Annotated in this window: 25 protein-coding genes; 6 read left to right on the top strand and 19 right to left on the bottom strand. The window is 70.1% G+C overall.

Features of this window, described 5'->3' with window-relative positions; genetic code table 11:
* Positions 1-65: 65 nt before the first annotated feature.
* The 6 genes from ACFQ7C_RS12885 to ACFQ7C_RS12860 all read right to left on the bottom strand — a co-directional run bounded on the left by ACFQ7C_RS12885 (position 66) and on the right by ACFQ7C_RS12860 (position 3,984).
* The gene (locus tag ACFQ7C_RS12885; RefSeq protein WP_378901509.1) at positions 66-362 is read right to left on the bottom strand and encodes an ATPase; all 297 of its coding nucleotides are present in this window, start codon (positions 360-362) and stop codon (positions 66-68) included.
* A gap of 161 nt (positions 363-523) precedes the next feature.
* Positions 524-1,153, bottom strand: a complete 630-nt coding sequence (gene rpsD / locus ACFQ7C_RS12880) for a 30S ribosomal protein S4 (RefSeq protein ID WP_159844222.1) — start codon at positions 1,151-1,153, stop codon at positions 524-526.
* Positions 1,154-1,329: 176 nt separating this feature from the next.
* Entirely contained in the window at positions 1,330-1,719 is a 390-nt protein-coding gene (locus ACFQ7C_RS12875; protein WP_378901505.1) for a hypothetical protein, read from the bottom strand.
* 4 nt (positions 1,720-1,723) lie between these two features.
* Entirely contained in the window at positions 1,724-2,020 is a 297-nt protein-coding gene (locus ACFQ7C_RS12870; protein WP_378901502.1) for a hypothetical protein, read from the bottom strand.
* Positions 2,017-2,553 carry a PadR family transcriptional regulator gene (locus tag ACFQ7C_RS12865; RefSeq protein ID WP_378901499.1) on the bottom strand — a complete coding sequence of 179 codons (537 nt, stop codon included), beginning with the start codon at positions 2,551-2,553 and terminating at the stop codon, positions 2,017-2,019. Before ACFQ7C_RS12865 ends, ACFQ7C_RS12870 begins: the two co-directional genes overlap by 4 nt.
* Positions 2,554-2,640: 87 nt before the next feature.
* A complete protein-coding gene (locus ACFQ7C_RS12860) occupies positions 2,641-3,984 on the bottom strand; it encodes a replication-associated recombination protein A (protein ID WP_378901496.1) in 1,344 nt (447 codons plus the stop codon).
* A gap of 139 nt (positions 3,985-4,123) precedes the next feature.
* Between ACFQ7C_RS12860 and ACFQ7C_RS12855 the strand changes: the two genes are divergently transcribed.
* From ACFQ7C_RS12855 to ACFQ7C_RS12845, 3 genes are all read left to right on the top strand, one after another.
* Positions 4,124-4,423 (top strand): dioxygenase, encoded by a 300-nt coding sequence (locus ACFQ7C_RS12855; protein WP_378901493.1) that lies wholly within the window; start codon positions 4,124-4,126, stop codon positions 4,421-4,423.
* Between the two features lie 109 nt (positions 4,424-4,532).
* Positions 4,533-6,164 carry a DUF349 domain-containing protein gene (locus ACFQ7C_RS12850; protein WP_378901490.1) on the top strand — a complete coding sequence of 544 codons (1,632 nt, stop codon included), beginning with the start codon at positions 4,533-4,535 and terminating at the stop codon, positions 6,162-6,164.
* Between the two features lie 114 nt (positions 6,165-6,278).
* The gene (locus ACFQ7C_RS12845) at positions 6,279-6,836 is read left to right on the top strand and encodes a hypothetical protein (RefSeq protein ID WP_378901487.1); all 558 of its coding nucleotides are present in this window, start codon (positions 6,279-6,281) and stop codon (positions 6,834-6,836) included.
* Here ACFQ7C_RS12845 and ACFQ7C_RS12840 read toward each other — a convergent pair.
* The 11 genes from ACFQ7C_RS12840 to pdxS form a co-directional block, all read right to left on the bottom strand.
* Positions 6,815-9,064, bottom strand: a complete 2,250-nt coding sequence (locus ACFQ7C_RS12840; RefSeq protein WP_378901484.1) for a RelA/SpoT family protein — start codon at positions 9,062-9,064, stop codon at positions 6,815-6,817. The two genes, ACFQ7C_RS12845 and ACFQ7C_RS12840, sit on opposite strands and share 22 nt — an antisense overlap.
* Positions 9,065-9,118: 54 nt before the next feature.
* Complete coding sequence (gene secF, locus ACFQ7C_RS12835) at positions 9,119-10,111, bottom strand: protein translocase subunit SecF (protein WP_378901481.1); 993 nt, start codon at positions 10,109-10,111, stop codon at positions 9,119-9,121.
* Positions 10,111-11,835, bottom strand: coding sequence for a protein translocase subunit SecD (gene secD / locus ACFQ7C_RS12830; protein ID WP_378901478.1), 1,725 nt, complete (start codon positions 11,833-11,835; stop codon positions 10,111-10,113). Before secD ends, secF begins: the two co-directional genes overlap by 1 nt.
* A 43-nt stretch (positions 11,836-11,878) precedes the next feature.
* A complete protein-coding gene (gene yajC / locus ACFQ7C_RS12825) occupies positions 11,879-12,340 on the bottom strand; it encodes a preprotein translocase subunit YajC (protein ID WP_378901475.1) in 462 nt (153 codons plus the stop codon).
* An 83-nt stretch (positions 12,341-12,423) separates the two neighbouring features.
* Positions 12,424-13,449, bottom strand: coding sequence for a Holliday junction branch migration DNA helicase RuvB (gene ruvB / locus ACFQ7C_RS12820; RefSeq protein WP_378901472.1), 1,026 nt, complete (start codon positions 13,447-13,449; stop codon positions 12,424-12,426).
* Entirely contained in the window at positions 13,442-14,068 is a 627-nt protein-coding gene (ruvA, locus tag ACFQ7C_RS12815) for a Holliday junction branch migration protein RuvA (protein WP_378901469.1), read from the bottom strand. The genes ruvB and ruvA overlap by 8 nt, the downstream gene beginning before the upstream one ends.
* 62 nt (positions 14,069-14,130) lie before the next feature.
* Positions 14,131-14,703, bottom strand: coding sequence for a crossover junction endodeoxyribonuclease RuvC (gene ruvC / locus ACFQ7C_RS12810; protein ID WP_378901466.1), 573 nt, complete (start codon positions 14,701-14,703; stop codon positions 14,131-14,133).
* Positions 14,704-14,771: 68 nt separating this feature from the next.
* The gene (locus ACFQ7C_RS12805; RefSeq protein WP_378901463.1) at positions 14,772-15,533 is read right to left on the bottom strand and encodes a YebC/PmpR family DNA-binding transcriptional regulator; all 762 of its coding nucleotides are present in this window, start codon (positions 15,531-15,533) and stop codon (positions 14,772-14,774) included.
* Between the two features lie 74 nt (positions 15,534-15,607).
* The gene (locus tag ACFQ7C_RS12800) at positions 15,608-16,129 is read right to left on the bottom strand and encodes a hypothetical protein (protein WP_378901460.1); all 522 of its coding nucleotides are present in this window, start codon (positions 16,127-16,129) and stop codon (positions 15,608-15,610) included.
* A 37-nt stretch (positions 16,130-16,166) separates the two neighbouring features.
* Positions 16,167-16,769: a pyridoxal 5'-phosphate synthase glutaminase subunit PdxT gene (pdxT, locus tag ACFQ7C_RS12795; protein ID WP_378901888.1), complete on the bottom strand. Its 603-nt coding sequence runs from the start codon at positions 16,767-16,769 to the stop codon at positions 16,167-16,169.
* Positions 16,763-17,653 carry a pyridoxal 5'-phosphate synthase lyase subunit PdxS gene (gene pdxS / locus ACFQ7C_RS12790; protein ID WP_341999502.1) on the bottom strand — a complete coding sequence of 297 codons (891 nt, stop codon included), beginning with the start codon at positions 17,651-17,653 and terminating at the stop codon, positions 16,763-16,765. Before pdxS ends, pdxT begins: the two co-directional genes overlap by 7 nt.
* A 127-nt stretch (positions 17,654-17,780) precedes the next feature.
* On the opposite strand from pdxS, the gene ACFQ7C_RS12785 reads away from it, so the two are divergent.
* Positions 17,781-19,124, top strand: a complete 1,344-nt coding sequence (locus ACFQ7C_RS12785) for an aminotransferase class I/II-fold pyridoxal phosphate-dependent enzyme (RefSeq protein ID WP_378901457.1) — start codon at positions 17,781-17,783, stop codon at positions 19,122-19,124.
* Between the two features lie 7 nt (positions 19,125-19,131).
* Entirely contained in the window at positions 19,132-19,983 is an 852-nt protein-coding gene (gene pdxY / locus ACFQ7C_RS12780) for a pyridoxal kinase PdxY (protein WP_378901454.1), read from the top strand.
* A gap of 50 nt (positions 19,984-20,033) precedes the next feature.
* On the opposite strand, the gene ACFQ7C_RS12775 is transcribed toward pdxY, so the two are convergent.
* Positions 20,034-20,618, bottom strand: a complete 585-nt coding sequence (locus ACFQ7C_RS12775) for an HIT family protein (RefSeq protein WP_378901451.1) — start codon at positions 20,616-20,618, stop codon at positions 20,034-20,036.
* Entirely contained in the window at positions 20,615-22,609 is a 1,995-nt protein-coding gene (gene thrS, locus ACFQ7C_RS12770) for a threonine--tRNA ligase (protein WP_378901448.1), read from the bottom strand. Before thrS ends, ACFQ7C_RS12775 begins: the two co-directional genes overlap by 4 nt.
* Positions 22,610-22,916: 307 nt before the next feature.
* On the opposite strand from thrS, the gene ACFQ7C_RS12765 reads away from it, so the two are divergent.
* On the top strand, positions 22,917-23,999 hold the full coding sequence (locus ACFQ7C_RS12765; protein WP_378901445.1) for an alpha/beta fold hydrolase: 1,083 nt from the start codon (positions 22,917-22,919) through the stop codon (positions 23,997-23,999).
* Positions 24,000-24,014: the final 15 nt, after the last annotated feature.

The following is a 24,014-nucleotide window of genomic DNA, read 5'->3' as shown; positions in this document are numbered from 1 at the left end:
TCGGGGTGTCTGGGTGGGGCTCGAGCGGGGCGGCGGTGCGGTGCCGCCGGGGCATCTGCTGTCGCTCAGTCGGCGATCTTGCGGGCCGCGTCGCCGACGGCGTCGGCGACGTTCTCGACGGCATCGGATGCTGCGGCCCGGGCGCTCGACGCCGCGTCGGCGGCGGCATCCCTCACGTCGTCGACGAGGCCGGCGAAGCGCGCCTCCTGTTCGCGATACGCGTCGCCCATGCGGTCGGTGAACTCCGTGATGCGGGCGTCGACATCGGCGAGGATCTCGTGGCCGCGCGGGTCCTTGTTGACCAGGTGCGCGAGAACGAATCCGCCGGCGATGCCGAACAGGAACCACAGGAGGTTCTTCATGTCACCACTTCCTCGCGGGCCGCCGGGGCGCGGCATCCCCCCATCGTATGCGGAAACGACGAAGGGCGCCGGGTGACCCCGACGCCCTTCATGCGTTGCTGAGTATCAGCGAGCTGTACCCTTTGCGGACGCGGTGCTGCGCACCGCATCCGCCCGCGGCGCTAGCGCGCCGCGTAGTACTCGACGACGAGCTGGACGTCGCAGACCACGGGGACCTCGGCGCGCTTGGGGCGACGCACGAGACGGGCCTGGAGCTTGTCGAGCTCGACCTCGAGGTAGCCCGGAACGGGCGGCAGGACCTCGGCGTGACCGCCGAGAGCTGCGACCTGGAAGGGCTCGAGGCCCTCGCTCTTGGCCTTGACGTGGATGAGCTGACCCGGCTTCACGCGGAACGACGGGCGGTCGACGAGCTGGCCGTCCACGAGGATGTGGCGGTGCACGACGAGCTGACGCGCCTGCGCGGTGGTGCGGGCGAAGCCGGCGCGCAGGACGAGCGCGTCCAGACGCATCTCGAGCTGCTCGACGAGGTTCTCACCCGTCAGGCCCTGGGTGCGGCGGGCCTCGTTGAACTGGATGCGCAGCTGCTTCTCGCGGATGCCGTACTGCTCGCGCAGACGCTGCTTCTCGCGGAGGCGGACGGCGTAGTCGCTGTCCTGCTTGCGCTTGGTGCGGCCGTGCTCGCCCGGTGCGTAGGGACGCTTCTCGAGGTAGCGGGCGGCCTTGGGGGTGAGCGCGACGCCGAGGGCGCGCGACAGACGGACCTTGCGGCGGTCCTGGGACTTCGTTGCCACGAAGTGTTCCTTTCGATGACGCTGCCGTGTCTTTCACGGCTCGCGGACGTATCGCCCTGTCTTCGCCCTGTCCGGACTGCACGCCGGGGCATGCCGGAAGGTAGGTCAGGAAGAGAGGGGATGCCCGAAAACGGCGTTTCGAGCCGCTCAAGCCTACCAGACGCGGCGTCGGGCCTTCATGAGAGGGCGATGACCAGCGTCGACGCCGCGAGCACCACGCACACGGGGGTCATCGTGAGGCGCTCGGCGCGACTGCGCGAGATCGCGTTCATGACGATCCCGACGGCGAAATAGGCGAAGAGCAGCCAGGTCAGGATGCGGATGACGATGCTGTCGCCGCCGGGCAGAATTCCCGCGCGACTGAGGAGGACCGCAGCGAAGCCCGCGTAGAGCAGGACCGACGCCGCGCTGGCGATGCGCAGCCGGCGGGGCAGCACGCGGTGCGCCCCGCCCCACACCAACCTGCCCCACGGAGCACCCGCGGCGACGCAGATCTGCAGCACGGCGAGGGCGCCGAGCACGAGGCACGCGACGACGGCGGCGACGGCGGCGGGAGCGAGGGTCATCGGGTCACCTCCACACGAACACGGCGATCAGGAAGACGGCGTAGGTGATCCCCGCGGCGATCGCGATCCCGTTCGACAGCCGGCTCCACGCGGCGCGCACCGCGGCGATCGCGAAGGCCACGGTCAGCAGCACCCACACGAGTGTGTGGCCGCCATCGATCACCCAGGCACGCAGTCCCGTCACCCCGGGGACCTCGACCCCGTCGCCGACGGTTGCGAAGATGACGGCCACGACGAGGGCCACGGCGGCGGCTGCGCCGAAGAGTGCGCGCGCACGGGTCGCCTGCTGCTTCTCGCTCATCCGCGGTCCCCCACTTCGTCGATCCACTCGCGCATGAGGGCATGCGAGCGCAGCCCGTAGTCGAGGGTCGCGCGCTGGAACGAGAAGATTCGCCGCGACGCGTCGTCGAGGCCCGCAGCCTGCGCGTCGACCTCGGTCGCGAGGGTCTCCAGCGCCGCGCGCGAACCATCGATGTGGTCACGGATGCTGCGGATCGCATCCGCCCGGTCCTCCGGAGCGTCGAGCCGGCCGAGCAGGTAGACCTTCGCGAGGACAGTTGTCTCAGCATCCGTTCCCGTGGAGATCGGTGCCCTCATCCACGCGCGCCAACGTTCACGCCCCCGGTCGGTGATCCGGTGGACCTTGCGGCCGCGCCGGCTGCCGTCGGCCTCCGCGACGACCACGGAACCGTCGTGCACGAGGTGCTGCAGGGCGCGCTGGATGCTGCCGGAGCTCGCGCTGTAGAACAGCGAGATGCCGGCGGCGAACCGCTTCTGCAGGTCATAGAGCGACAGCGGGCCGCCGAGCAGCAGGCCGAGGATCACGAGTTGCATGCGGCACCTCCTGACACGATGAGGGCGATATCCCTCTGAGGGATATTAATCTACCTCTGAGGGATATCGCACGTCAACCGACGACCGTCAACCGCCGTCGAGGATGCGACGGATCTTCTCGAGGCGCGCCTGGACGTCGCGCTCGGCACCGAGCGCCTTCGGCTCGTAGTAGCGACGGCCCCGCAGTTCGTCGGGGAGGTACTGCTGGGCGGCGATGCCGATCTCGGCGTCGTGCGGGTAGACGTAGCCCTTGCCGTGGCCCAGGCGCTTCGCCCCCGGGTAGTGCGCGTCGCGCAGGTGGATCGGCACGCGGCCGAAGCCACCCGAGCGCACGTCGGCGATCGCCGCGTCGATCGCGAGGTAGGCCGCGTTCGACTTCGCGGTCGTCGCGAGGTACGCGGTCGCCTCCGCGAGAGGGATGCGGCCCTCGGGCATGCCGATGAACTGCACCGCGTCTGCGGCGGCCACGGCGATCGGCAGCGCCTGGGGGTCGGCGAGGCCGATGTCCTCCGCAGCCGAGATGATGAGGCGGCGGGCGATGAACCGCGGGTCTTCCCCGGCCTCGATCATGCGCGCGAGGTAGTGCATCGCGGCGTCCACGTCCGAGCCGCGGATGGACTTGATGAAGGCGCTGATCACGTCGTAGTGCTCATCGCCCTGGCGGTCGTAGCGCAGCAGAGCCCGATCGACCGCCTGGGCGACGTTCTCGGCCGAGATCTCGGGGGTCGCCGCCGCGTCTTCGTCGTCGTCATCATTCGGCAGCGCGAGGGATGCTGCCGCCTCGAGTGCCGTCAATGCGCGGCGTGCGTCGCCCGATGCGAGCCGCACGAGCGCTGCGCGCGCTTCGCCCCCGAGCACCACCGCGCCCGACAAGCCCCGGGGATCGGACACCGCCCGGTCGAGGAGCATGCCGAGGTCTTCGTCGGTGAGCGGCTTCAGCGTCAGCAGCAGCGACCGAGACAGAAGTGGCGAGATCACCGAGAACGACGGATTCTCGGTCGTCGCCGCGATGAGCACGACCCAGCCGTTCTCTACGCCCGGCAGCAGGGCATCCTGCTGGGCCTTCGTGAAGCGGTGGATCTCGTCGAGGAACAGGATGGTGGACTGGCCGTAGAGATCGCGCTGGGTCAAGGCCTCCTGCATGACCTCGCGCACGTCGCGCACGCCGGCGGTCACCGCCGAGAGCTCGACGAACCGGCGCCCGGAGGAGCGGGCGATCGCCTGCGCGAGCGTGGTCTTTCCCGTGCCGGGCGGTCCCCACAGGATGACCGACGTCGCAGCGCGGGCCGCGGCATCCGGATTCGCGAGCGTCACCAGCGGGGACCCCGCGCGCAGCAGGTGCGACTGCCCCGCGACCTCGTCGAGCGAGGTCGGTCGCATGCGCACGGCGAGAGGCGTCAGCCCCTGGAAGAGCGCGGTGGGACCTGTCACCCCACCAGGCTATCCCGGGCCGGCGACACGGGCTCCGTCGTGGTTTGGCGGCCGGGGTGCGGGCCCGTATGATCAAGCCGCCCGGGCGCTGCCTGGCACGAGGCGCATGAGCCTGACACGAACCGAACGAGGAGGTCACGTGGCGACCGGTGGCAAGGACCGCGACGCGCGTGCTGCGCGGGAGCGCACGCGGCTGTACGAGGCGCGACGTCAGTTCCACGACGGCCAGGCGCGCCGCCGCACGCGCGACAACCTGATCGCCGGCATCGTCGGCGGCGTGCTCGTGCTCGGTCTGATCGGTGCGCAGACGCTCTACTTCGTCGCCGGCCCCGGTGCCCCCGAGCCGTCGCCGTCGTCGACCCCGGCTTCGACCACGCCGGAGCCGACGCCGACGGCGACCACGCCGGGGCCGGGCGCGACGCCCACGCCGACCCCCTGACATCCGGCGTCTCGCGCCACAACTGCACCTCGGACGAGGCATCCGCCGTACTAGGCTGTGAGCCGTCCTACTCCCTACAGACGGCGCGAGCCGCGATGAGGTGCAACCCGTGACTGCCGCAGCAGACTTCCAGCCCGAGACCGACGTTCCCGAGACCACCGGGGCCGACGACAACGAGACCCCGGCCGTCGCCGACGACGCCGCCACCGAGACAGATCTCGCGGCGGACGCGGACGCGACCACCGCCGACGACTCCACAGAGACCGAGTCGGCCGCGCCCGCGGAGGACGCCTCTGCCGCCGACGCGGTCGAATCCGAGGAGGCGACGGATGACCTCGTCGCGGCGGAATCCGTCGACGACCTCGAGGTCGAGGTCGTCGAGATCGACGTCGTGGAGGTCATCGAGGACTCCGAGGTCGTCGCCGTCGAGGTGGTCGGAGTCGCAGAGGTCGTCGAAGACGGCGACGTCGTCGCGGTCGAGGTCGTGGACGTCGTCGTCGAGGCCTCCCCGTCCGCCGATGAGCCGTGGGGCCGCGTCGACGACGACGGCACCGTCTCGGTCCGCGAGGCCGACGGGTGGCGTGTCGTGGGACAGTACCCCGACGGCTCCGCCGAAGAGGCGCTGGCCTACTTCGAGCGCAAGTACAACGACCTCGCGAGCGAGGTGACCCTCCTCGAGGTGCGCCACCGTCGTGGCGGCGCCTCCGCCTCCGACCTGCGCTCGACCGCGCGGACGATCAACGGCAAGCTCGACGGCGCGGCCGCCGTGGGCGACATCGCGAGCCTCGTCGCGCGCGTCGCCGCGCTCACCGAGACGCTCGCCGCCGAGTCCGCGACCGAGGCGGTCGCCGCGCGGGAAGCCGTCGACGACGCTGTCAAGGCGCGTACCGAGCTGGTCGAGAAGGCCGAGGCACTCGCCGCCCGCGACCCGCGCACCGTGCAGTGGAAGCAGGCGACGGCCGAACTCAACTCGCTGTTCGACCAGTGGCAGTCCCAGCAGCAGAACGGCCCCCGGCTGCCCAAGGCCACCGCGCAGCAGCTCTGGAAGCGATTCCGCGATGCGCGCGCCACGGTCGACAAGCACCGCCGGGCGTTCTACGCCGAGCTCGACGAGGCGCACAAGGGCGTCCGCGACCGCAAGACCCGGCTGGTCGAGAAGGCCGAGGCCCTCGCGCCCAAGGGCGAGGACGGCATCCCCGCGTACCGCGAGCTGCTCGACCAGTGGAAGACCGCGGGCCGTGCGGGCAAGAAGGTCGACGATGCGCTGTGGGCGCGGTTCAAGGCCGCCGGCGACGCGCTGTACGGCGCACGCATCGAGCGCGAGGCGGCGGACGCCGAAGCGTCGCGCGAGAAGATCGAGCTCAAGCGCGCCCTCCTCGAGGAGGCGAAGGCTGTCGGCGACGAGCGCGACATCGCCAAGGCGCGCGCCGTCCTCACGGGCATCCAGCGCCGCTGGGACGAGATCGGCCGCATCTTCCCGCGCGAGACCGAGCGTTCGCTCGATGACGAGCTGCGCCGCGTCGAGAACGCCCTGCGCTCGCGCGAGGACGCCGACTGGAAGCGCAACGATCCCGAGCAGAAGGCCCGCGCGAACGACATGACGCGTCAGCTCACCGAGGCGATCCAGAAGCTCGAGGACGAGCTCGAGGCAGCCAAGAAGTCGGGCGACAAGAAGGCCATCGCGAACGCGACCGACGCGCTCGAGGCGCGTCGCACGTGGCTCAAGGCTCTCGGCGGCTGATCCGTCCCTCCTGAGCGGTGTCGAACCCGGTCGTCGCGTCCGCGGCGGCCGGGTTCTCCACAAGCGGCGGGCTGCGGCATCCGAGCGTCATCCGGTGTGCGGCAGACTGCCTCCGTGGGATCGCCCTTCCTCTACTTCGCCGACGAGCGGCTCTCGCGCGCGGAACTCACGGCCGCATGCCTCGACGGAGACCTGGTCGCCCTCGGCGACGCGTACATCCCTGCCGACGCGGTGGAGACGCCGGCCCTGCGGGCGGGTTCCCTCGCCGAGATCCTCGGCGACACGCTCGCGGCGACCCACCTGTCTGCGGCATGGGTGCACGGCGGCCTGCCGCTGCCGCCCTCGCGCCACACGGTGCAGCGCGCCGTGTCGCGCCGGCTGCACGTCGTGCCCGATCGCCGCGTGGTGTATCGCGACCTCCAGGTCGCCGCCGACGACCTCCAGCTCGTCGGCGGGGTGCTCGTCACCACCCCCGAGCGCACCCTCGCCGATCTCGCCCGGGCCGGGGACGACGAGCACACGGAGGCGGCGCGCCTTCTCGCGGAGGCGGACACGGATGCTGCGGTCCGCGCGATCGCGCGGCTGGAGGCGGGTGCGCTCCCCCACAAGCGGTCGGCGCTGGCATGCCTGCGTGCGATCGTCGCCGATCTTCAGGAGGACGTCACGCGGTAGACGTCGTAGACCGCGTCGATGCGCCGCACCGCGTTGAGCACGCGGTCCAGGTGGACGATGTCGCCCATCTCGAAGACGAAGCGGCTGAGCGCCAGCCGGTCGTTGGAGGTGGAGACCGTCGCGGAGAGGATGTTGACGTGGTGCTCGCTGAGCACGCGCGTGACGTCGCTCAGAAGTCCCGAGCGGTCGAGCGCCTCGACCTGGATCTGCACCAGGAAGACGCTCTTCGTCGTGGGCGCCCACTCGACCTCGATGAGGCGTTCCGGGTCCTCCATCAGCGACTTGACGTTCGTGCAGTCGGCGCGGTGCACCGAGACGCCGCTGCCGCGCGTGACGAACCCGACGATCTGGTCGCCGGGCACCGGGGTGCAGCACTTCGCGAGCTTGACGAGGATGTCGGGCGCGCCGCGCACGAGGATGCCGGAGTCGCCGTTGCGCGGGGCGCGAGCCCTGCCGACGACCGGCAGATCGATCGGGCCGGTCGTCGTGTCGTTCGCCGCGACGAGGGCGGTGACCTTCTCGATCACCGACTGGGTCGAGACGTGCCCCTCCCCGACCGCGGCGTACAGCGCGGAGACGTCCTCGTAGCGGAGCTGGTGGGCGACCTCGGTGAACGAGTCCTGGCTCATCAGGCGCTGCAGCGGCAGGTTCTGCCGGCGCATCGCGCGGGCGATCGACTCCTTGCCCTGCTCGATCGCCTCTTCGCGGCGCTCCTTCGTGAACCAGCCGCGGATCTTGTTGCGGGCGCGCGTGCTGCGCACGAACCCGAGCCAGTCCTGGCTGGGACCGGCGTCGGGGTTCTTCGAGGTGAAGACCTCCACGACGTCGCCGCTCTTGAGCTCGGACTCGAGCGGCACGAGCCGCCCGTTCACCTTCGCGCCCATCGTGCGGTGGCCGACCTCGGTGTGGACCGCGTAGGCGAAGTCGACGGGCGTCGCCCCCGAGGGCAGGCCGATGACGCGGCCCTTCGGCGTGAAGACGTAGACCTCCTTGGCGCCGATCTCGAAGCGGAGCGAATCGAGGAACTCGCCGGGGTCGGCGGTCTCGGCCTGCCAGTCGGAGATGTGGGCGAGCCACGCCATGTCGGTGTCGACGGACTTGGAGTCCGACTTGCCGCCGTTCATCTGCTCTTTGTACTTCCAGTGCGCCGCCACGCCGTACTCCGCCTGCTGGTGCATCTCATGCGTGCGGATCTGGATCTCGACGGTGCGGCCGCCCGGGCCGATGACCGTCGTGTGGAGCGACTGGTAGAGGTTGAACTTCGGGGTCGCGATGTAGTCCTTGAAGCGTCCAGGCAGCGGCGTCCACCGTGCGTGGATCGCCCCCAGCACGGCGTAGCAGTCGCGCACGCTGCCGACCAGCACGCGGATGCCGATGAGGTCGTAGATGTCGTCGAACTCACGGCCCCGGACGACCATCTTCTGATACACGGAGTACAGCTGCTTGGGCCGCCCCATCACCCGGCCGCGGATGCGCAGCTCGCGCAGGTCGCTGTCGACCGCGTCGATGACGTTCTGCACGTACTGTTCGCGCTGGGGCGTGCGCTGCTTCACGAGGCTGTCGATCTCGGCGTAGAGCTTCGGGTGCAGCACAGCGAACGAGAGGTCTTCGAGTTCGGACTTGATCGCCTGGATGCCGAGCCGGTGTGCGAGCGGCGCGTAGATCTCGAGCGTCTCGGTCGCCTTCTTGCGGGACTTCTCCGGCGGCACGAAGCCCCACGTGCGGGCGTTGTGCAGCCGGTCGGCGAGCTTGATGAGCAGGACGCGGATGTCGCGCGACATCGCCACGATCATCTTGCGGACCGTCTCGGCCTGCGCGCTCTCGCCGTACTTGACCTTGTCGAGCTTGGTGACGCCGTCCACGAGCATGGCGACCTCGTCGCCGAACTCGCTCGTGAGCATCTCGAGCGAGTACTCGGTGTCCTCTACGGTGTCGTGGAGCAGCGCCGCCGCGATCGCGCGCGGCCCGAGGCCCAGATCCGCGAGGATCTGCGCCACCGCGAGCGGGTGCGTGATGTACGGCTCGCCGCTCTGGCGCAGCTGGCCGGTGTGCGCGGTCTCGGCGACGGAGTAGGCGCGCTCGACGATCGACAGGTCGCCCTTGGGGTGGTGCGTGCGCACCGTCCGAAGAAGCTGCTCGACGTCGTCGCGACGGGCGGACCTCGAGAAGATCCGAGGCACCAGGCGCCGCAGCGACGAGGACTGGGCGGGGGGGACGATCTCGGTCACTCGATCCCCTCCCCTCCGCTGGACCTCACAATCCTACGCCCGCGCGGCGGACCCTCAGGCCGGGGTGCCCGCCAGCTCGCGCGCCGCCTCGACGCGCGTGTCGCGCGTCTTGATCGCCGGCTCGTTCTCACGCAGGAGCGAGTACAGCGGCGCCGCGACGAAGATCGTCGAGTACGCGGCCACGATCGTTCCCACGAAGATCGACAGCGACAGGTCGGTCAGCGTCTGCGCACCGGCCCACACGATGCCGATGAAGAGGATCGCACCCGTCGGCAGGATCGCCACGACCGTCGTGTTGATCGAGCGCACGAGCGTCTGGTTCACCGCGAGGTTGACCGACTCGCCGAACGTGCGTCCGGATACTTCGCCGTCTTCGCTGGTGTTCTCCCTGATCTTGTCGAACACGACCGTGGTGTCGTACAGCGCGTACGAGAGGATCGTCAGGAAGCCGATGACGGCCGCGGGCGAGATCTCGAAGCCGAACAGCGCGTAGATGCCGATCGTGATGATGAGCACGTCCACGAGGCCGATGATCGCCGACAGCGACATCTTCCAGGTGCGGAAGTACAGCGCCAGGATGATCGCGGTCAGCGCCAGGAAGATGGCGAGACCCCACAGCGACTGGCGCGTGACGTCCGCTCCCCAGCTGGGGCCGATGAAGGCGTAGCTGACTTCGCTCTCGGGCACGTCGTACGCCTCGGCGAGGGCCGCCGAGACCTCGCGGCTCTCGGCATCCGTCATCTGATCGGTCTGGACGCGCACCGCGTCTTCGCCGATGGTGACCACCTTCGTCGTCGCTTCGGGGACCACCGAGTGGACGGCGTCGGTCGCGAGCGACTGGTCGACCGGCGCGGTCACGCCGCTCACGGTGAACTGCGAGCCGCCCGTGAACTCGATCGAGAACTGGATCGGGCGGAACAGCGGCACGAGGGCGGATCCGAGCACGAGGATCGCCGCGATGAGGAACCACAGGCGGCGGCGGCTGACGAACGGGAACGACGTCTTGCCGGTGTAGAGGTCGTTGCCGAACTGGCTCATGGAGCGCATCAGTCGTCTCCCTCCTTGACGTTCGTGCCGGGTTTCGCGCTGTCGGCGGCGGCCAGCTCGGCCTGCTTGCGCTCTGCGATGGTCTGGCGACGCGCGGCCTCACCGCGGGACTTGGCGCTGCGGCGGCCCGCGGCGCCGGTGGCGAGCACCGGCTCGCGGAACTGCGCGCGGCCTCGATAGACGGCGCCGAGCGCGGTCGGGTCGAGCCCGGACAGCGGATGCCCCGACCCGAAGAACCGCGTGCGCGCCAACAGCTGCAGCACCGGGTGTGTGAACAGGATGAAGATCAGGACGTCGATCGCGGTCGTGAGACCGAGCGTGAACGCGAAGCCCTTCACCGTCGAGTCCGCGAGGATGTAGAGCACCACTGCGGCGAGGATGTTGATCGACTTCGAGATGTAGATCGTGCGCTTCGCGCGGCCCCAGCCGTCCTCGACGGCCGCCGTGATCGACTTGCCGTCGCGCAGCTCGTCTCGGATGCGCTCGAAGTAGACGATGAACGAGTCGGCCGTGAAGCCGATCGTCACGATCAGACCCGCGACACCGGCGAGCGACAGGCGGAAGCCCATGCGCCACGCGAGGATGCACAGCGTGACGTAGGTCAGCACCGCCATCACCGCGAGCGACGCGATGATGATGAAGCCGAGCGCGCGGTAGACGATGAGCGAGTAGATCGCGACCAGGAGCAGGCCGATGAGACCGGCGATGAGGCCGATCTGCAGCTGCTGCGAACCGAGTGTCGCCGAGATCGAGTTCGAGCTCTCGACCGTGAAGCTGAGCGGCAGCGCGCCGTACTTCAGCTGGTCGGCGAGCACCTTCGCGGTCTCCTGCGTGAAGCTGCCCGTGATGCTCGGCTTGCCGTCGAGGATCACGCCGTTCATCGACGGAGCCGACAGCACGTAGCCGTCGAGGACGAACGCGAACTGGTTCAGCGGAGCCTGCGCACCATAGAGGCGCTGGCTGATCTGGCCGAACGTCTCGGTGCCCTCGGAGTCGAACGACAGGTTGACCGCCCACAGCCCGTTGTTCTGCTGGATGCCGAACGTCGCGTCGTCGATCGACGACCCGTCGAGCTCGACCGGGCCGAGGATGTACTTGACCGTGCCGTCGGCGTCGCACGTGATGAGCGGCTCGTCGGCCGGCGCATTGGCGGGGTCGTTGGCCGGGTCGGCGCAGTCGTACGCGAGGAACTCGGCCTGCAGCGCCGGCGTGATCCACGCCGTGTCGCTGCCGTCGGTCGGCGCGGTCGTCGGCGTCGCCTGGAGGGTTGGGTCGGGCGTCGGGTACGGCGTCGCGTTCCCGTCCTCGCCGACGAACGTGTTGGCCGGGGCCCCCGCGTAGAGCACGGCGCGCAGCTGGAGCTGCGCGGACGCCTCGATGCGGTTGCGCGTCTCCTCGTCGGCCTGACCCGGGATCTGCACCACGATCTGGTTGCCCGCCTGGGTGGTCACCTCGGCCTCGCCGACGCCGGAGGCGTCGACGCGCTGACGGATGATCGTGACGGCCTGCTGCATCTGCTCAGCCGACGGGTCGGCGCCGTCCTCGGTCTGCGCCTCGAGGACGATCTGCGTTCCGCCCTGGAGGTCGAGGGCGAGCGCGGGGGTCCACGAGCTCTGCCCGAACACGTACACGCCGAGCGCGTTGATGCCGAACAGGAGCGCCGTGATCGCGAGGAGTCCGGTCAGCGCGCGCCATGCATGCCGGACGGGGGTGGATGTCGCCACGTCTTTGCTTTCTTGAGAGCCCGAACGGGCGAACGGAGGGGCGTCAGCCCTGCGACTTGGTGCCGGTCTCGGCGTCGGGGTCGGTCTTCTCCTTGCCGGCTGCCGTGTTCTGGTCGTCGCTGATCGAGGTGATGTCGCCGTTGGCGACGCCCTCGGCGTACTCGGCGTGGCTCTCCTCGGCGGCGAGGTACTCGTCCTCGGTGACGGCGTGCTCGCCGGGGTTGACGACCCGCAGGATCGCCTGGCTGTGGACCTTGATCTCCACGCCGGGGGCCAGTTCGACGATCGCCGGCTGGTCGAGGTTGTCGGCGTCGTACGAGACGATCGTGCCGTAGAGGCCGCCCTGCAGCAGGACCTCGGAGCCGGGAACCGTCTGGCGCGCCTTCTCCTCCTGCTCGGCCTTCTGCTTCTGCATGCGGCGGCGGGAGCTCCAGAACATGAAGACGAGGAGCACGACCAGCAGGATGATGAGGCCGTAGTTGCCTAGGAACGAAGCGAAGTCCATGGAGCCGGAAGCACCTTTCGGGTCAGGCAGGCGCCAGGGCGGCGATGCCTTGCAGGGAGGGAAGGGGTGTGAACCTCCAGCGATTATAGGTCATCGAATCCGAGCACCGAGTCGGCCAGCGGCACCCCCAGGTGCGCGTAGGCCTCGGGCATCGCGATGCGTCCGCGCGGGGTGCGGCCCATGAAGCCGATGCGCACGAGATACGGCTCGACCACCGACTCGATGGTGTCCGGCTCCTCGCCGACCGCGACGGCGAGCGTGCTGAGGCCCACCGGACCGCCGCGGAATCGTCGCACGAGGGCGTCGAGCACCGCCCGGTCGAGCCGGTCGAGCCCGATGCGATCCACGTCGTAGAGGTCGAGGGCGGCGTCGACCGCCGCGATGTCGGCGCCGGTGCGGCCGTGGACCACGAGGTAGTCGCGCACGCGGCGCAGCAGACGGTTCGCGATCCGCGGGGTGCCCCGCGACCGCCGCGCGATCTCGGCGCGCGCAGCGGGCGGCAGCGTCACGCCGAGCATCACCGCGGAGCGTTCGATGACCCGCTCGAGCTCTTCGGGCTCGTAGTACTCGAGGTGCGCGGTGAATCCGAAGCGGTCGCGCAGCGGGTTCGGGAGCAGGCCCGACCGCGTCGTCGCGCCGACGAGCGTGAAGGGTGACAGGTCGAGGGGGATGCTCGTGGCGCCGGCCCCCTTTCCGACCATGATGTCGATGCGGAAGTCCTCCATCGCGAGATAGAGCATCTCCTCCGCCGAGCGCGCCATGCGGTGCACCTCGTCGATGAACAGCACCTCGCCCGGCGTCAGGCTCGACAGCAGTGCCGCGAGATCGCCGGCGTGCTGGATCGCGGGGCCGCTGGAGAGTCGCAGCGGACGCCCGCTCTCGTAGGCCACGATCATCGCGAGCGTGGTCTTGCCGAGCCCCGGGGGCCCCGACAGCAGGATGTGGTCCGCAGGGCGCTGCTGGATGCGTGCAGCGTCGAGCAGCAGCTGCATCTGACCGCGCACCTTCTGCTGGCCGACGAACTCCGCGAGGGACGTAGGTCGCAGCGCCCCCTCGATCGCGAGCTCGGACTCGTCGACGGGCTCTTCTGCCTCGCGCACGTCAACCACTCACGGTCTCCTTCCGGGCGGGGCCGAGCGTCGCGAGCGTGAGGCGCAGCAGCGCCGGCACCGACGACCGGTCGGACTCGGGGGCGTCGACCGCCACGTTCTCGACGGCTTCGACGGCCACCCGCTCGGACCAGCCGAGGCCGACGAGGGCCTGGACCACCTGTGCGGGGATCGCGGCGGAGGTCGCGGCATCCGTCCCGACGGCCCCGGAAGGGCGCGTGACGGCGATCTTGCCGGCGAGCTGCACCACGATGAGCTTCGCCGTCTTCGGGCCGATGCCCGAGACGCGACGGAAAGGAGCGTCGTCGTCGGCGGAGACGGCGTCGGCGATCTGAGGGACCGTCAGCGTCGCGAGGACGCCGAGCGCGGACTTCGGGCCGACGCCGGTGACGCCGAGCAGCTGGCCGAACACGATGAGCTCCTCGCGCGACTCGAAGCCGAAGAGCGACAGGGCGTCTTCGCGGACGATGAGCGACGTGTGGAGCGTGACGGTGTCGCCCACGTGGGTGGTGCGGGCGACCTGCGGCGTCACCGCGACATGGAGGCCGACTCCGCCGACCTCGACGACGACCGCATCCGCATCGACGTGCACCGCGGTGCCGCGGACTGAGGAGATCATGCGTCGAGCTTACGATGCGGTTCGGACGTTTGTTCGAGCGACACGCACGGCGACGTTCAGGATCATCGTCGAGCGAGACGCTCGGCGTCGGCCCACGCGCGCTGAGCGGGGGTGAGCGGACCGGATGCCGCGGCCCGGGCGGGCGCGCCGCGCCACGCATGGCAGAGCGCGAGCGCGAGGGCGTCGGCGGCATCCGCCGGCTTCGGCAGCTCGTCCAGGCGCAGCACGCGCGCCACCATCGTCTGCACCTGTCGCTTGTCGGCGTTGCCGTACCCGGTGATGGCGGCCTTCACCTCGGAGGGGGTGTGCGTGGCCGCGGCGAGGCCCCGCTCGCCCGCGACGAGCAGGGCGATGCCGCTCGCCTGCGCCGTCCCCATCACGGTCGCGCGGTTGTGCTGGGCGAACACGCGTTCCACGGCGACGACGTGGGGCTCGTGGGCGTCGAGCACGCCGCGCAGCCCCGCGGCGATCACCGCGAGTCGCTCCTCGATCGGGGCCGCCGGATCGGAGCGGACCACCCCGACGTGCACGAGGACGGCGGAGCGGTCAGGGGCGACGTCGACGACGCCGACACCGCAGCGCGTCAGGCCCGGATCGATTCCGAGCACGCGCAGACGACCGCGGGAGGATGCCACTCCCCCACGCTAGGCGAGGAAGACGGATGCTGCGGCCAGGCGCGCCTGGCCGCAGCATCCGCTCGGGATCAGTCCTCGTCGCTCTCGAGCTCGGCCTGCACCTCGGCGGTGAGGTCGAAGTTGCTGTAGACGTTCTGGACGTCGTCGCTGTCCTCGAGGGCGTCGATGAGGCGGAACACCTTGCGCGCGGTGTCGGCGTCGACCTCCACCTTGAGGTTGGGGACGAACTCGACGTCGGCCGACTCGTAGTCGATGCCCGCGTCCTGCAGCGCGGAGCGCACGGTCACGAGGTCGGTCGCCTCGGTGATGACCTCGAAGCCCTGCGCGTGCGGCTCGACCTCTTCGGCGCCGGCCTCGAGCACGGCGAGCATCACGTCGTCCTCGCTGGTGCCTTCCCCGCCGACGACGATGACGCCCTTGCGGGTGAAGTTGTACGCGACGCTGCCGGGGTCGGCCAGCGTGCCGCCGTTGCGGGTGAGCGCGGTGCGCACCTCGGCCGCCGCGCGGTTCTTGTTGTCGGTCAGACACTCGATCATGAGCGCCACGCCGTTCGGCCCGTACCCCTCGTACATGATCGACGCGTACTCGACCGATTCGCCGCCGATGCCGGCGCCGCGCTTGATCGCGCGGTCGATGTTGTCCTTCGGCACCGACGTCTTCTTCGCCTTGAGCACGGCGTCGAACAGGGTCGGGTTGCCCTGAAGGTCTGGCCCGCCGAGCTTTGCGGCCACTTCGATGTTCTTGATGAGCTTGGCCCACGACTTCGCACGGCGCGCGTCGATGACGGCCTTCTTGTGCTTGGTCGTCGCCCACTTGGAATGCCCGGACATGGTCCTCCTGAATTCACGCTCGTCGGGTGCGGGCGTCGTGAACGCCTCGCCCGACGGACTAGTTTATCCCCGCGCTACAGCGCGAACTCGAAGCCGAACCTCGCCGAGAGCAGCGCCACGAGGTCGCGCGGGACCTTCGTGAGGTATGCCGGCGCGGGTGCGAGGGTCTCCGCCGAGCCGATGAACGGGAAGTACACGGGGCCCTCGGTGAGCTGCTCCACCCGGTCGCGCACGGTCACGATCTCGCTGCCGACCCGCCGGAGGCTCGGCAGGGTGATCGGAGACGCGAGACGCAGCGTGTCGCTGATCGGCATGCGCCAGTGCGGCAGGTCGTCGCCGCGACGCTCGCGCGTCTCCTCGCCGAGCGGCCCGAGCACGCGCCCCCACGCGGCGATGCCGGGCACGGGCAGGGTGCGGTCCCACACGAACAGCGTGTCTCCGGGCTCGGTGAACCCGACGAGCTCGTGCGACCACTCGAAGCGGCGTTCGTCCGCGGCTTTGGGCGCCGAGAGGGCGTCGCCGACGATGCCGCGCGACGGGGCGATCATCCAGTAGCGCTCCTCGGGGTGCTCGCGCCACCAGTCGTTGATCGTCATGGTTCCGAATGTACCCCGACGGATCGCGTGCGCCCCGTCATCGGGCCCGCTCGCGCACCATGTCGAGGAAGAGCGCGTGGAAGCGGTGCTCCCCCGTCACCTCGGGATGGAACGACGTGCCCAGCAGCGCGCCCTGCCGCACCGCGACGACCCGTCCGTCTTCGAGGGTGGCGAGGCGTTCGACGCCGTCGCCGGACTCCTCGACGAGTGGTGCGCGGATGAAGACCGCGTGGACGGGCGCCTCGCCGAGCGCCGAGATGTCGAGGTCGACCTCGAAGGAGTCCACTTGGCTGCCGAACGCGTTGCGGCGCACCGTGACGTCGAGCCCGCCGAACGTCTGCTGGCCCTCGATGCCGTCGATGATGCGGTCGGCGAGGAGGATGAGGCCGGCGCACGTCCCGTACACCGGCATCCCGGCCGCGATCGCCTCGCGCACCGGCTCGCGCATGCCGAAAGCGCGCGAGAGCTTGTCGATCACGCTGGACTCGCCGCCCGGGAGCACGAGGCCGTCCACCTCGGCGAGCTCCTCGGGGCGACGCACCTTCGTCACCTCGGCGCCGAGGTCCGTGAGCACGCGCACGTGCTCACGGACGTCTCCCTGCAGTGCGAGGACGCCGACGCGCGGCGGTGTCGTCACCAGCCGCGCTCGGCGAGCCGGTGCGGCGCGGGCAGGTCGGCGACGTTGATCCCGACCATGGCCTCGCCCAGGCCGCGCGACACGTCGGCGATGACCTTCGGGTCGTCGTAGAACGTCGTCGCCTTCACGATGGCCGCGGCGCGCTGCGCGGGGTTGCCCGACTTGAAGATGCCGGAGCCGACGAACACGCCGTCGGCGCCCATCTGCATCATCATCGCGGCGTCCGCGGGGGTGGCGACGCCGCCCGCGACGAAGAGCACGACCGGCAGCTTGCCGGTCTCGGCGATCTCGGCGACGAGGTCGTACGGCGCCTGCAGCTCCTTCGCGGCGACGTAGAGCTCGTCCTTGGTCATCGAGCGCAGCACGTTGATCTCGCTCGTGATCTTGCGGATGTGCTTGGTGGCCTCCGACACGTCGCCGGTGCCCGCCTCGCCCTTCGAGCGGATCATGGCGGCGCCCTCGTTGATGCGTCGCAGGGCCTCGCCCAGGTTGGTGGCACCGCACACGAACGGCACGGTGAAGTTCCACTTGTCGATGTGGTTCACGTAGTCGGCGGGCGACAGCACCTCGGACTCGTCGATGTAGTCGACGCCGAGCTCCTGCAGCACCTGCGCCTCGACGAAGTGGCCGATGCGCGCCTTCGCCATCACCGGGATCGAGACGGCCTCGATGATGCCGTCGATCATGTCGGGGTCGCTCATGCGCGAGACCCCGCCCTGCGCGCGGATGTCGGCGGGCACGCGCTCGAGGGCCATGACGGCGACGGCGCCGGCGTCCTCGGCGATCTTCGCCTGGTCGGGCGTGACGACGTCCATGATGACGCCGCCCTTGAGCATCTCGGCGAGGCCGCGCTTGACGCGGTCGGTTCCCGTGTCGGCAGTGGTCACGAGCTTTCCCTTCGATCGGAGCGCGGACGCGCAACGGGTGAGGACAATGCGGGTATTGGCCTAGGCCAAAAGATAGCATGGGTGAGACCTCGCATCCGGCGGGGCAGGACGTCACGGAAGTGCAGGCATGGACCTCGACATCAGCGGCCGATCCGCCTCCGAGATCGCCGAGAGCCTGCGGGCCCGCATCGAGCGGGGCGACCTGCACCCGGGCGACCTCCTCCCGCCCGTGCGCTCCCTCGCCGACGAACTCGGCGTGAACCGCAACACGGTCGTCGCGGCGTATCGGCAGCTCACGCAGGCCGGCGTGATCGTCACCCGCGGCAGGGGCGGCACGCGCGTCGCGGACCTGTCCCCCGTCGCCCAGGAGGGGTTCGCGGCCGGCAGCGTCCTGCGCGACGTCGGCACCGGCAACCCCGATCCCGAGCTCATCCCCGATCTCTCCGGCGCGCTCGCGGCCATGGCCGGCCGTCCCGTGCTGTACGGCGAACCGGTCATCGACCCGGGTCTCGACGGCTGGGCGCACGAGTGGATGCGCGACGGGCTCGCCGCTGCCGCCGACATGCGCCTCACGATCACGAGCGGCGCCGCGGATGCCGTCGAGCGGCTGCTCGCACAGGCGCTCACCCGCGACGACGCCGTCGCGCTCGAGGATCCGTGCTTCCTGACGAGCATCCACACGGTGCGGATCGGCGGCTACCGCCCCGTCCCGGTGCCCGTCGACGACGAAGGCATGACGGTCGAGGGACTGCGGGCCGCGCTCGAGCAGGGCGTGCGCGCGGTCGTCCACACGCCCCGCGCGCAGAATCCGACCGGGGCGTGCCTGTCCGCGCGCCGCGCCGAAGAGCTGCGGGCCGTGCTCCGCGAGCACCCGTACGTGCTCGTGATCGAGGACGACCACTTCTCGCTCCTCTCGCGACAGCCGTTCCACTCGCTCATCGCGTCGGGTCACCGTCGGTGGGCGCTCGTGCGGTCGGTGTCGAAGTTCCTCGGCCCCGACATGTGCCTGGCGGTGACGGCATCCGATCCCGAGACCGCCGAGCGTCTCGCGATCCGCCTCACCCCCGGCACGACGTGGGTCAGCCACCTGCTGCAGCGACTGACGCACGCATTGGTGACGGATGCCGCCACCATGGCCGCGATCGAGCGCGCCGGTGCGCACTACGCGGCGCGCAACGCCGCCTTCGTCGAGCGGCTCGCCGTCGAGGGCGTGCCGGCGGATGCCGGGGACGGGCTGAACCTGTGGATCCCGCTCCCGGTCCCCGCGCGAGCGGTGTCGGAGCAGCTGATGCGGCGCGGCTGGCTGGCGCGCGCGGGCGACGAGTTCGTCCTCGGCGACGGCGGGCCCTCCCGCCGGCTCCGCCTGACGGTGCACGACCTCGATGATGCCGACGCCGAGCGACTCGCCGTCGACGTGGCCGCGGCCGTGCGCGCGGCCGGTGGACGGCTCGTCACGCGCGAAGTGGCATGATCGAGCGGTGAAGATCCTCTCGATCCAGTCCGCGGTCGCCTACGGCCACGTCGGCAACTCCGCCGCCGTCTTCCCGCTGCAGCGCATCGGCGTCGAGGTCATGCCGGTGTACACGGTGAACTTCTCCAACCACACCGGCTACGGGGCGTGGCGTGGTCCGCTGATCGACCCGGACGATGTGCGCGACGTCGTCCTCGGCATCGAGGATCGCGGTGTGTTCCCGCAGATCGACGTCGTCCTCTCGGGCTACCAGGGCGGCGACGGCATCGCCGACGTCATCCTCGACACCGTCGCGCGGGTCAAGCAGGCCAACCCCGCCGCGATCTACGCGTGCGATCCCGTGATGGGCAACGCGAAGTCGGGCTGCTTCGTCGCCCCTGCGATACCGGTGCTGCTCCGCGACCGCGTCGTGCCCGCCGCCGACATCATCACGCCCAACCAGTTCGAACTGGGCTTCCTCACCGAGACCGAGCCCTCGGACCTCGACTCGACGCTCGCCTCGGCCGACGCTGCGCGCGCGATGGGCCCCGGCACCGTGCTGGTCACGAGCGTCGAGCGTCCTGACCGCGCCGAGGGCACGATCGAGATGCTCGCGGTGACCGACGACGGCGCCTGGATCGTGCAGACCCCGCACATCCCGATGAAGGCCAACGGTTCGGGCGACGTCACGGCGGCGCTCTTCACCGCGCACTATCGCGGCACCGGCGACGCGGCCGACGCCCTGGCCCGCACGACGTCGAGCGTGTACGACCTGCTCGAGCGCACCCACGCCTCGGGCGAGCGCGAGCTGCAGCTCGTCGAGTCGCAGGACGCCTACGCGAACCCGCGCCTGCAGTTCGAGGTCACGCGGGTCCGCTGAGAGGTGGAACACAACGGATGCTGCGGGCCGCAGCATCCGCTCCCCTCATGTCAGGCGTGCCAGGCGTCGTAGACCGCGCGGCGCACGTCGCCGAGCAGCTGCGGCAGGGCCTTCGTCTTGGCGATGATCGGGAAGAAGTTCGCGTCGGACGCCCAGCGCGGCACGATGTGCTGGTGCAGGTGCTCGTCCACTCCCGCTCCCGCCACGTGGCCCTGGTTCATGCCGATGTTGAAGCCGTCGCAGCGCGAGATCTGGCGCAGCACGCGCATGCCCTGCTGCGTGAGGGCGCCGATCTCGGCGACCTCCTCGTCGGTCGCCTGGTCGTACGTCGCGATGTGGCGGTACGGGCACACGAGGAGGTGCCCCGAGTTGTACGGGAAGAGGTTCAGCAGCGCGTAGGAGGTCTTCCCGCGGAACACGATGAGGCCGTCCTCGTCCGACCTGCGGGGCGCCTCGCAGAACGGGCAGTCGTGGCGCAGCACCTCGGGCCCCGCCTGGATGTACGCCATGCGGTGCGGCGTCCAGAGGCGCTGGAACTCATCGGGAACGCCCGCGAGCGTCGCGGCGTCGACGAGCGCCGGGTCGGCAGCATCCGTCTCCGGAGCGCCCGACCCGGCCTCGTCGACGGAGCTCACGCGAAGTCCTCCGCGGTGTTCACGAGCGCGTGCGACGCGATCGCCTCGCGGACCCGGCGGACGGCGTCGGCGATCGGGACGCCGTTCTCCTGCGAGCCGTCGCGGAAGCGGAACGACACGGTGCCGCCGGCCTGATCCTGCGCGCCCGCGATGAGCTGCAGCGGCACCTTCTGGGTCGTGTGCGTGCGGATCTTCTTCTGCATGCGGTCGTCCGAGTGGTCGAGCTCGGCGCGGACGCCCTCGGCCTTCAGCTGGTCGATGACCTCGCCGAGGTAGTCCGCGAAGTCGTCGGCGACGGGGATGCCGACGACCTGGACCGGCGAGAGCCACACCGGGAACGCGCCCGCGTAGTGCTCGAGCAGGATCGCGAAGAACCGCTCGATCGAGCCGAACAGCGCGCGGTGGATCATGATCGGCCGCTTCTTCTGGCCGTCGCGGTCCGTGTACTCGAGCTCGAAGCGCTCGGGCAGGTTCGGGTCGACCTGCACGGTGGACAGCTGCCACGTGCGGCCGATCGCGTCGCGGGTCTTGAGGTCGATCTTCGGGCCGTAGAACGCGGCCTCGCCGGGCACCTCGGTGAGCTTCAGGCCGCTCGCGACGGCGACGTTGCGCAGCGCGTTCGTCGAGTAGTCCCAGAACTCATCCGAGCCGATCCACTTGTCCTTCTCGTCGTCGCGCATCGAAAGCTCGAGCTCGAAGTCGTCGAGGCCGAAGTCGCGCAGCATCGAGATGACGAACTCGAGGACGCGGGTCGCCTCCTCCTCCAGCTGCTCGGGGGTGACGAAGAGGTGCGAGTCGTCCTGAGTGAAGCCGCGCACGCGGGTGAGGCCGTGCAGGGCGCCCGACAGCTCGTTCCGGTACACGGTGCCGTTCTCGGCGAGGCGCATCGGCAGGTCGCGGTAGCTGCGCGCGCGCTCCTTGTAGATGAGGATGTGCATCGGGCAGTTCATCGGCTTCAGGTAGTAGTCCTGGCCGTGCTTGACGATCTCGCCGTGCTCGTCGCGCTCCTCGTCCATCACGATCGGCGGGAACATGCCCTCCTTGTACGTGACGAGGTGGTTCGAGGTGAGGAACAGGTCCTCCTTCGAGATGTGCGGCGTGTACACGTAGGTGTACCCGCCCGCGATGTGACGGCGACGCGCGTGCTGCTCCATCTCGCCGCGCACGACACCGCCGCGGGGATGCCACACCGACAGGCCCGACCCGATCTCGTCCGGGAACGAGAAGAGGTCGAGGTCCTTGCCGAGCTTGCGGTGGTCGCGCTTGGCGGCCTCCTCGAGGCGGGTCTGGTAGGCGCGCAGCTCGTCCTTGGTGGGCCACGCGGTGCCGTAGATGCGCTGCAGCTGCGGGTTCTTCTCGCTGCCGCGCCAGTAGGCGCCGGCGATGCGCTGCAGCGCCCAGCCGTTGCCGATCATGCGGGTGCTGGGCAGGTGCGGTCCGCGGCAGAGGTCCTTCCAGACCGTCTGGCCGTCGCGGTCGACGTTGTCGTAGATCGTGAGCTCGCCGGCGCCGACCTCTACGGAAGCCCCTTCGGTCTTCTCGGCGCCCCCGCCCTTGAGGCCGATGAGCTCGAGCTTGAACGGCTCGTCGACGAGTTCGACGCGCGCCTCCTCGTCGCTGACGACACGGCGCACGAAGCGCTGGCCCTCGCGGATGATGCGCGCCATCTCCTTGTCGATGGCCTTGAGGTCTTCGGGGGTGAACGGGTGCTCCACACCGAAGTCGTAGTAGAACCCGTCGGTGATGGGCGGGCCGATGCCGAGGTTCGCCTGCGGGTTGATGCGCTGGACGGCCTGGGCGAGGACGTGCGCCGTGGAGTGGCGCAGGATCGCGAGGCCGTCGGGGCTGTCGATGGTGACGGGCTCCACAGCATCCGTCTCCTGCACCACCGTGGCGAGGTCTTTCAGCTCGCCGTTCACGCGCAGCGCGACGACGGAGCGGTCGGGGAACAGGGCGAAGCCGTCGGCGGGATATGGCACAGCGTCAGTCACGGAAACTCTCCTGGGAATGGCTCGGATTCAAGGCTACTCAGCTTCGGGCGCACGCCGCGCCCCGCCCGCTCAGGCGCCGAGCGTTCGCGTGTCGGTCTGCACTGCCGTTGCGGCGGTCGACCAGACGAGTTCCACGCGACGAGTCTAGCCAGTGGTTCTCGGGCGGCGGGTATCAGCGGGGCCCGCAGGCACTCCAGAACTTCGTGACGAGAGCGCATGCCGGGCAATATGCTGACCCCGTCGTCGCCCATGGGCAGGTGCCGCCTCGCCGCGACGAACTCCGTACGGCCGACGTTGGGGGGTCGAGATGAGCGAGCACGAAGCCGCGTCGACGGCGACGGACATCCCTGAGGAGCGCGAGCGGCGACCCCTTCGCTGCGGCGAGCCGACGATCCACGAGTTCCCCACCGAGGACGGCGTCACGCTGAGGCTCACGCGGTTCGAGGGTGGGGCCAAGGGTCCTGTCATCCTGACGCCCGGTTTCGGCACGTCGGCGTTCGCATACACGATCGACACGACCGACACGAACTTCCCCGAGCACCTGCACGAGCACGGGTACGACGTGTGGGTGCTCGACTACCGGGCGAGTCCGGCACTGCCGTCAGGCGGCACGCAGTTCACGCTCGACGACATCGCGCGGTACGACTACCCCGCGGCGGTGGCGAAGGTGCGCGAGGTGTCGGGCGCTGATTCGGTGCAGATCGTGGCGCACTGCGTCGGATCGCTGACGATGCTGATGGCGATGGGCCTGGGCCTCGAAGGCGTGCGGTCCGCGGTGGCGTCGCAGGTGACCCTGCACCCGCGCGGCGGCACGCTCAACGAGCTGCGCGCCGGCGTCTACGCCGGGAACATCCTGCAGGCGCTGGGCTTCGACACGCTCACCACCGAGTTCGACGACGACCCGTCGTGGGGCGAGACGCTCTACGACAGGGCGCTCGCGATCTATCCCTCCGGCGACGAGCCGTGCGATCGTCCCTTCTGCCGCCGTGTGATGTTCATGTACGGCGAGGTGTACGACCACGCGCAGCTCAACGACGCGACCCACGACCACCTCGAGGAGGCGTTCGGCGTCGCGAACATGACGACGCTGCGCCACATCACGAGGATCCTGCGCGAGGACCACGCCGTGAGCGCGGACGGAGGACACGACTACCTCGACGACGTGTCGGGACTCCGCCTGCCGATCGCATTCCTCCACGGCGCGGACAACCGGCTGTTCCTCCCCGAGGGCAGCGAGATCACCTACGACGTGCTGCGCGAGCGCAACGGCGACGAGTTCTACACGCGGGACGTCATCCCGGGCTACGCCCACATGGACTGCTTCATCGGGAAGGATGCCGCGCGCGACGTCTACCCCGTGATCACCGGCCGGCTCGACCGGCACAACTGACGAGAACGAGGAGAG

It is taken from the genome of Microbacterium sp. NPDC056569 (assembly GCF_042793475.1).
GTDB lineage: Bacteria > Actinomycetota > Actinomycetes > Actinomycetales > Microbacteriaceae > Microbacterium.
Note: the sequence above shows the minus strand (reverse complement) of the source record. Positions and strands in the feature narration are given on the sequence as shown.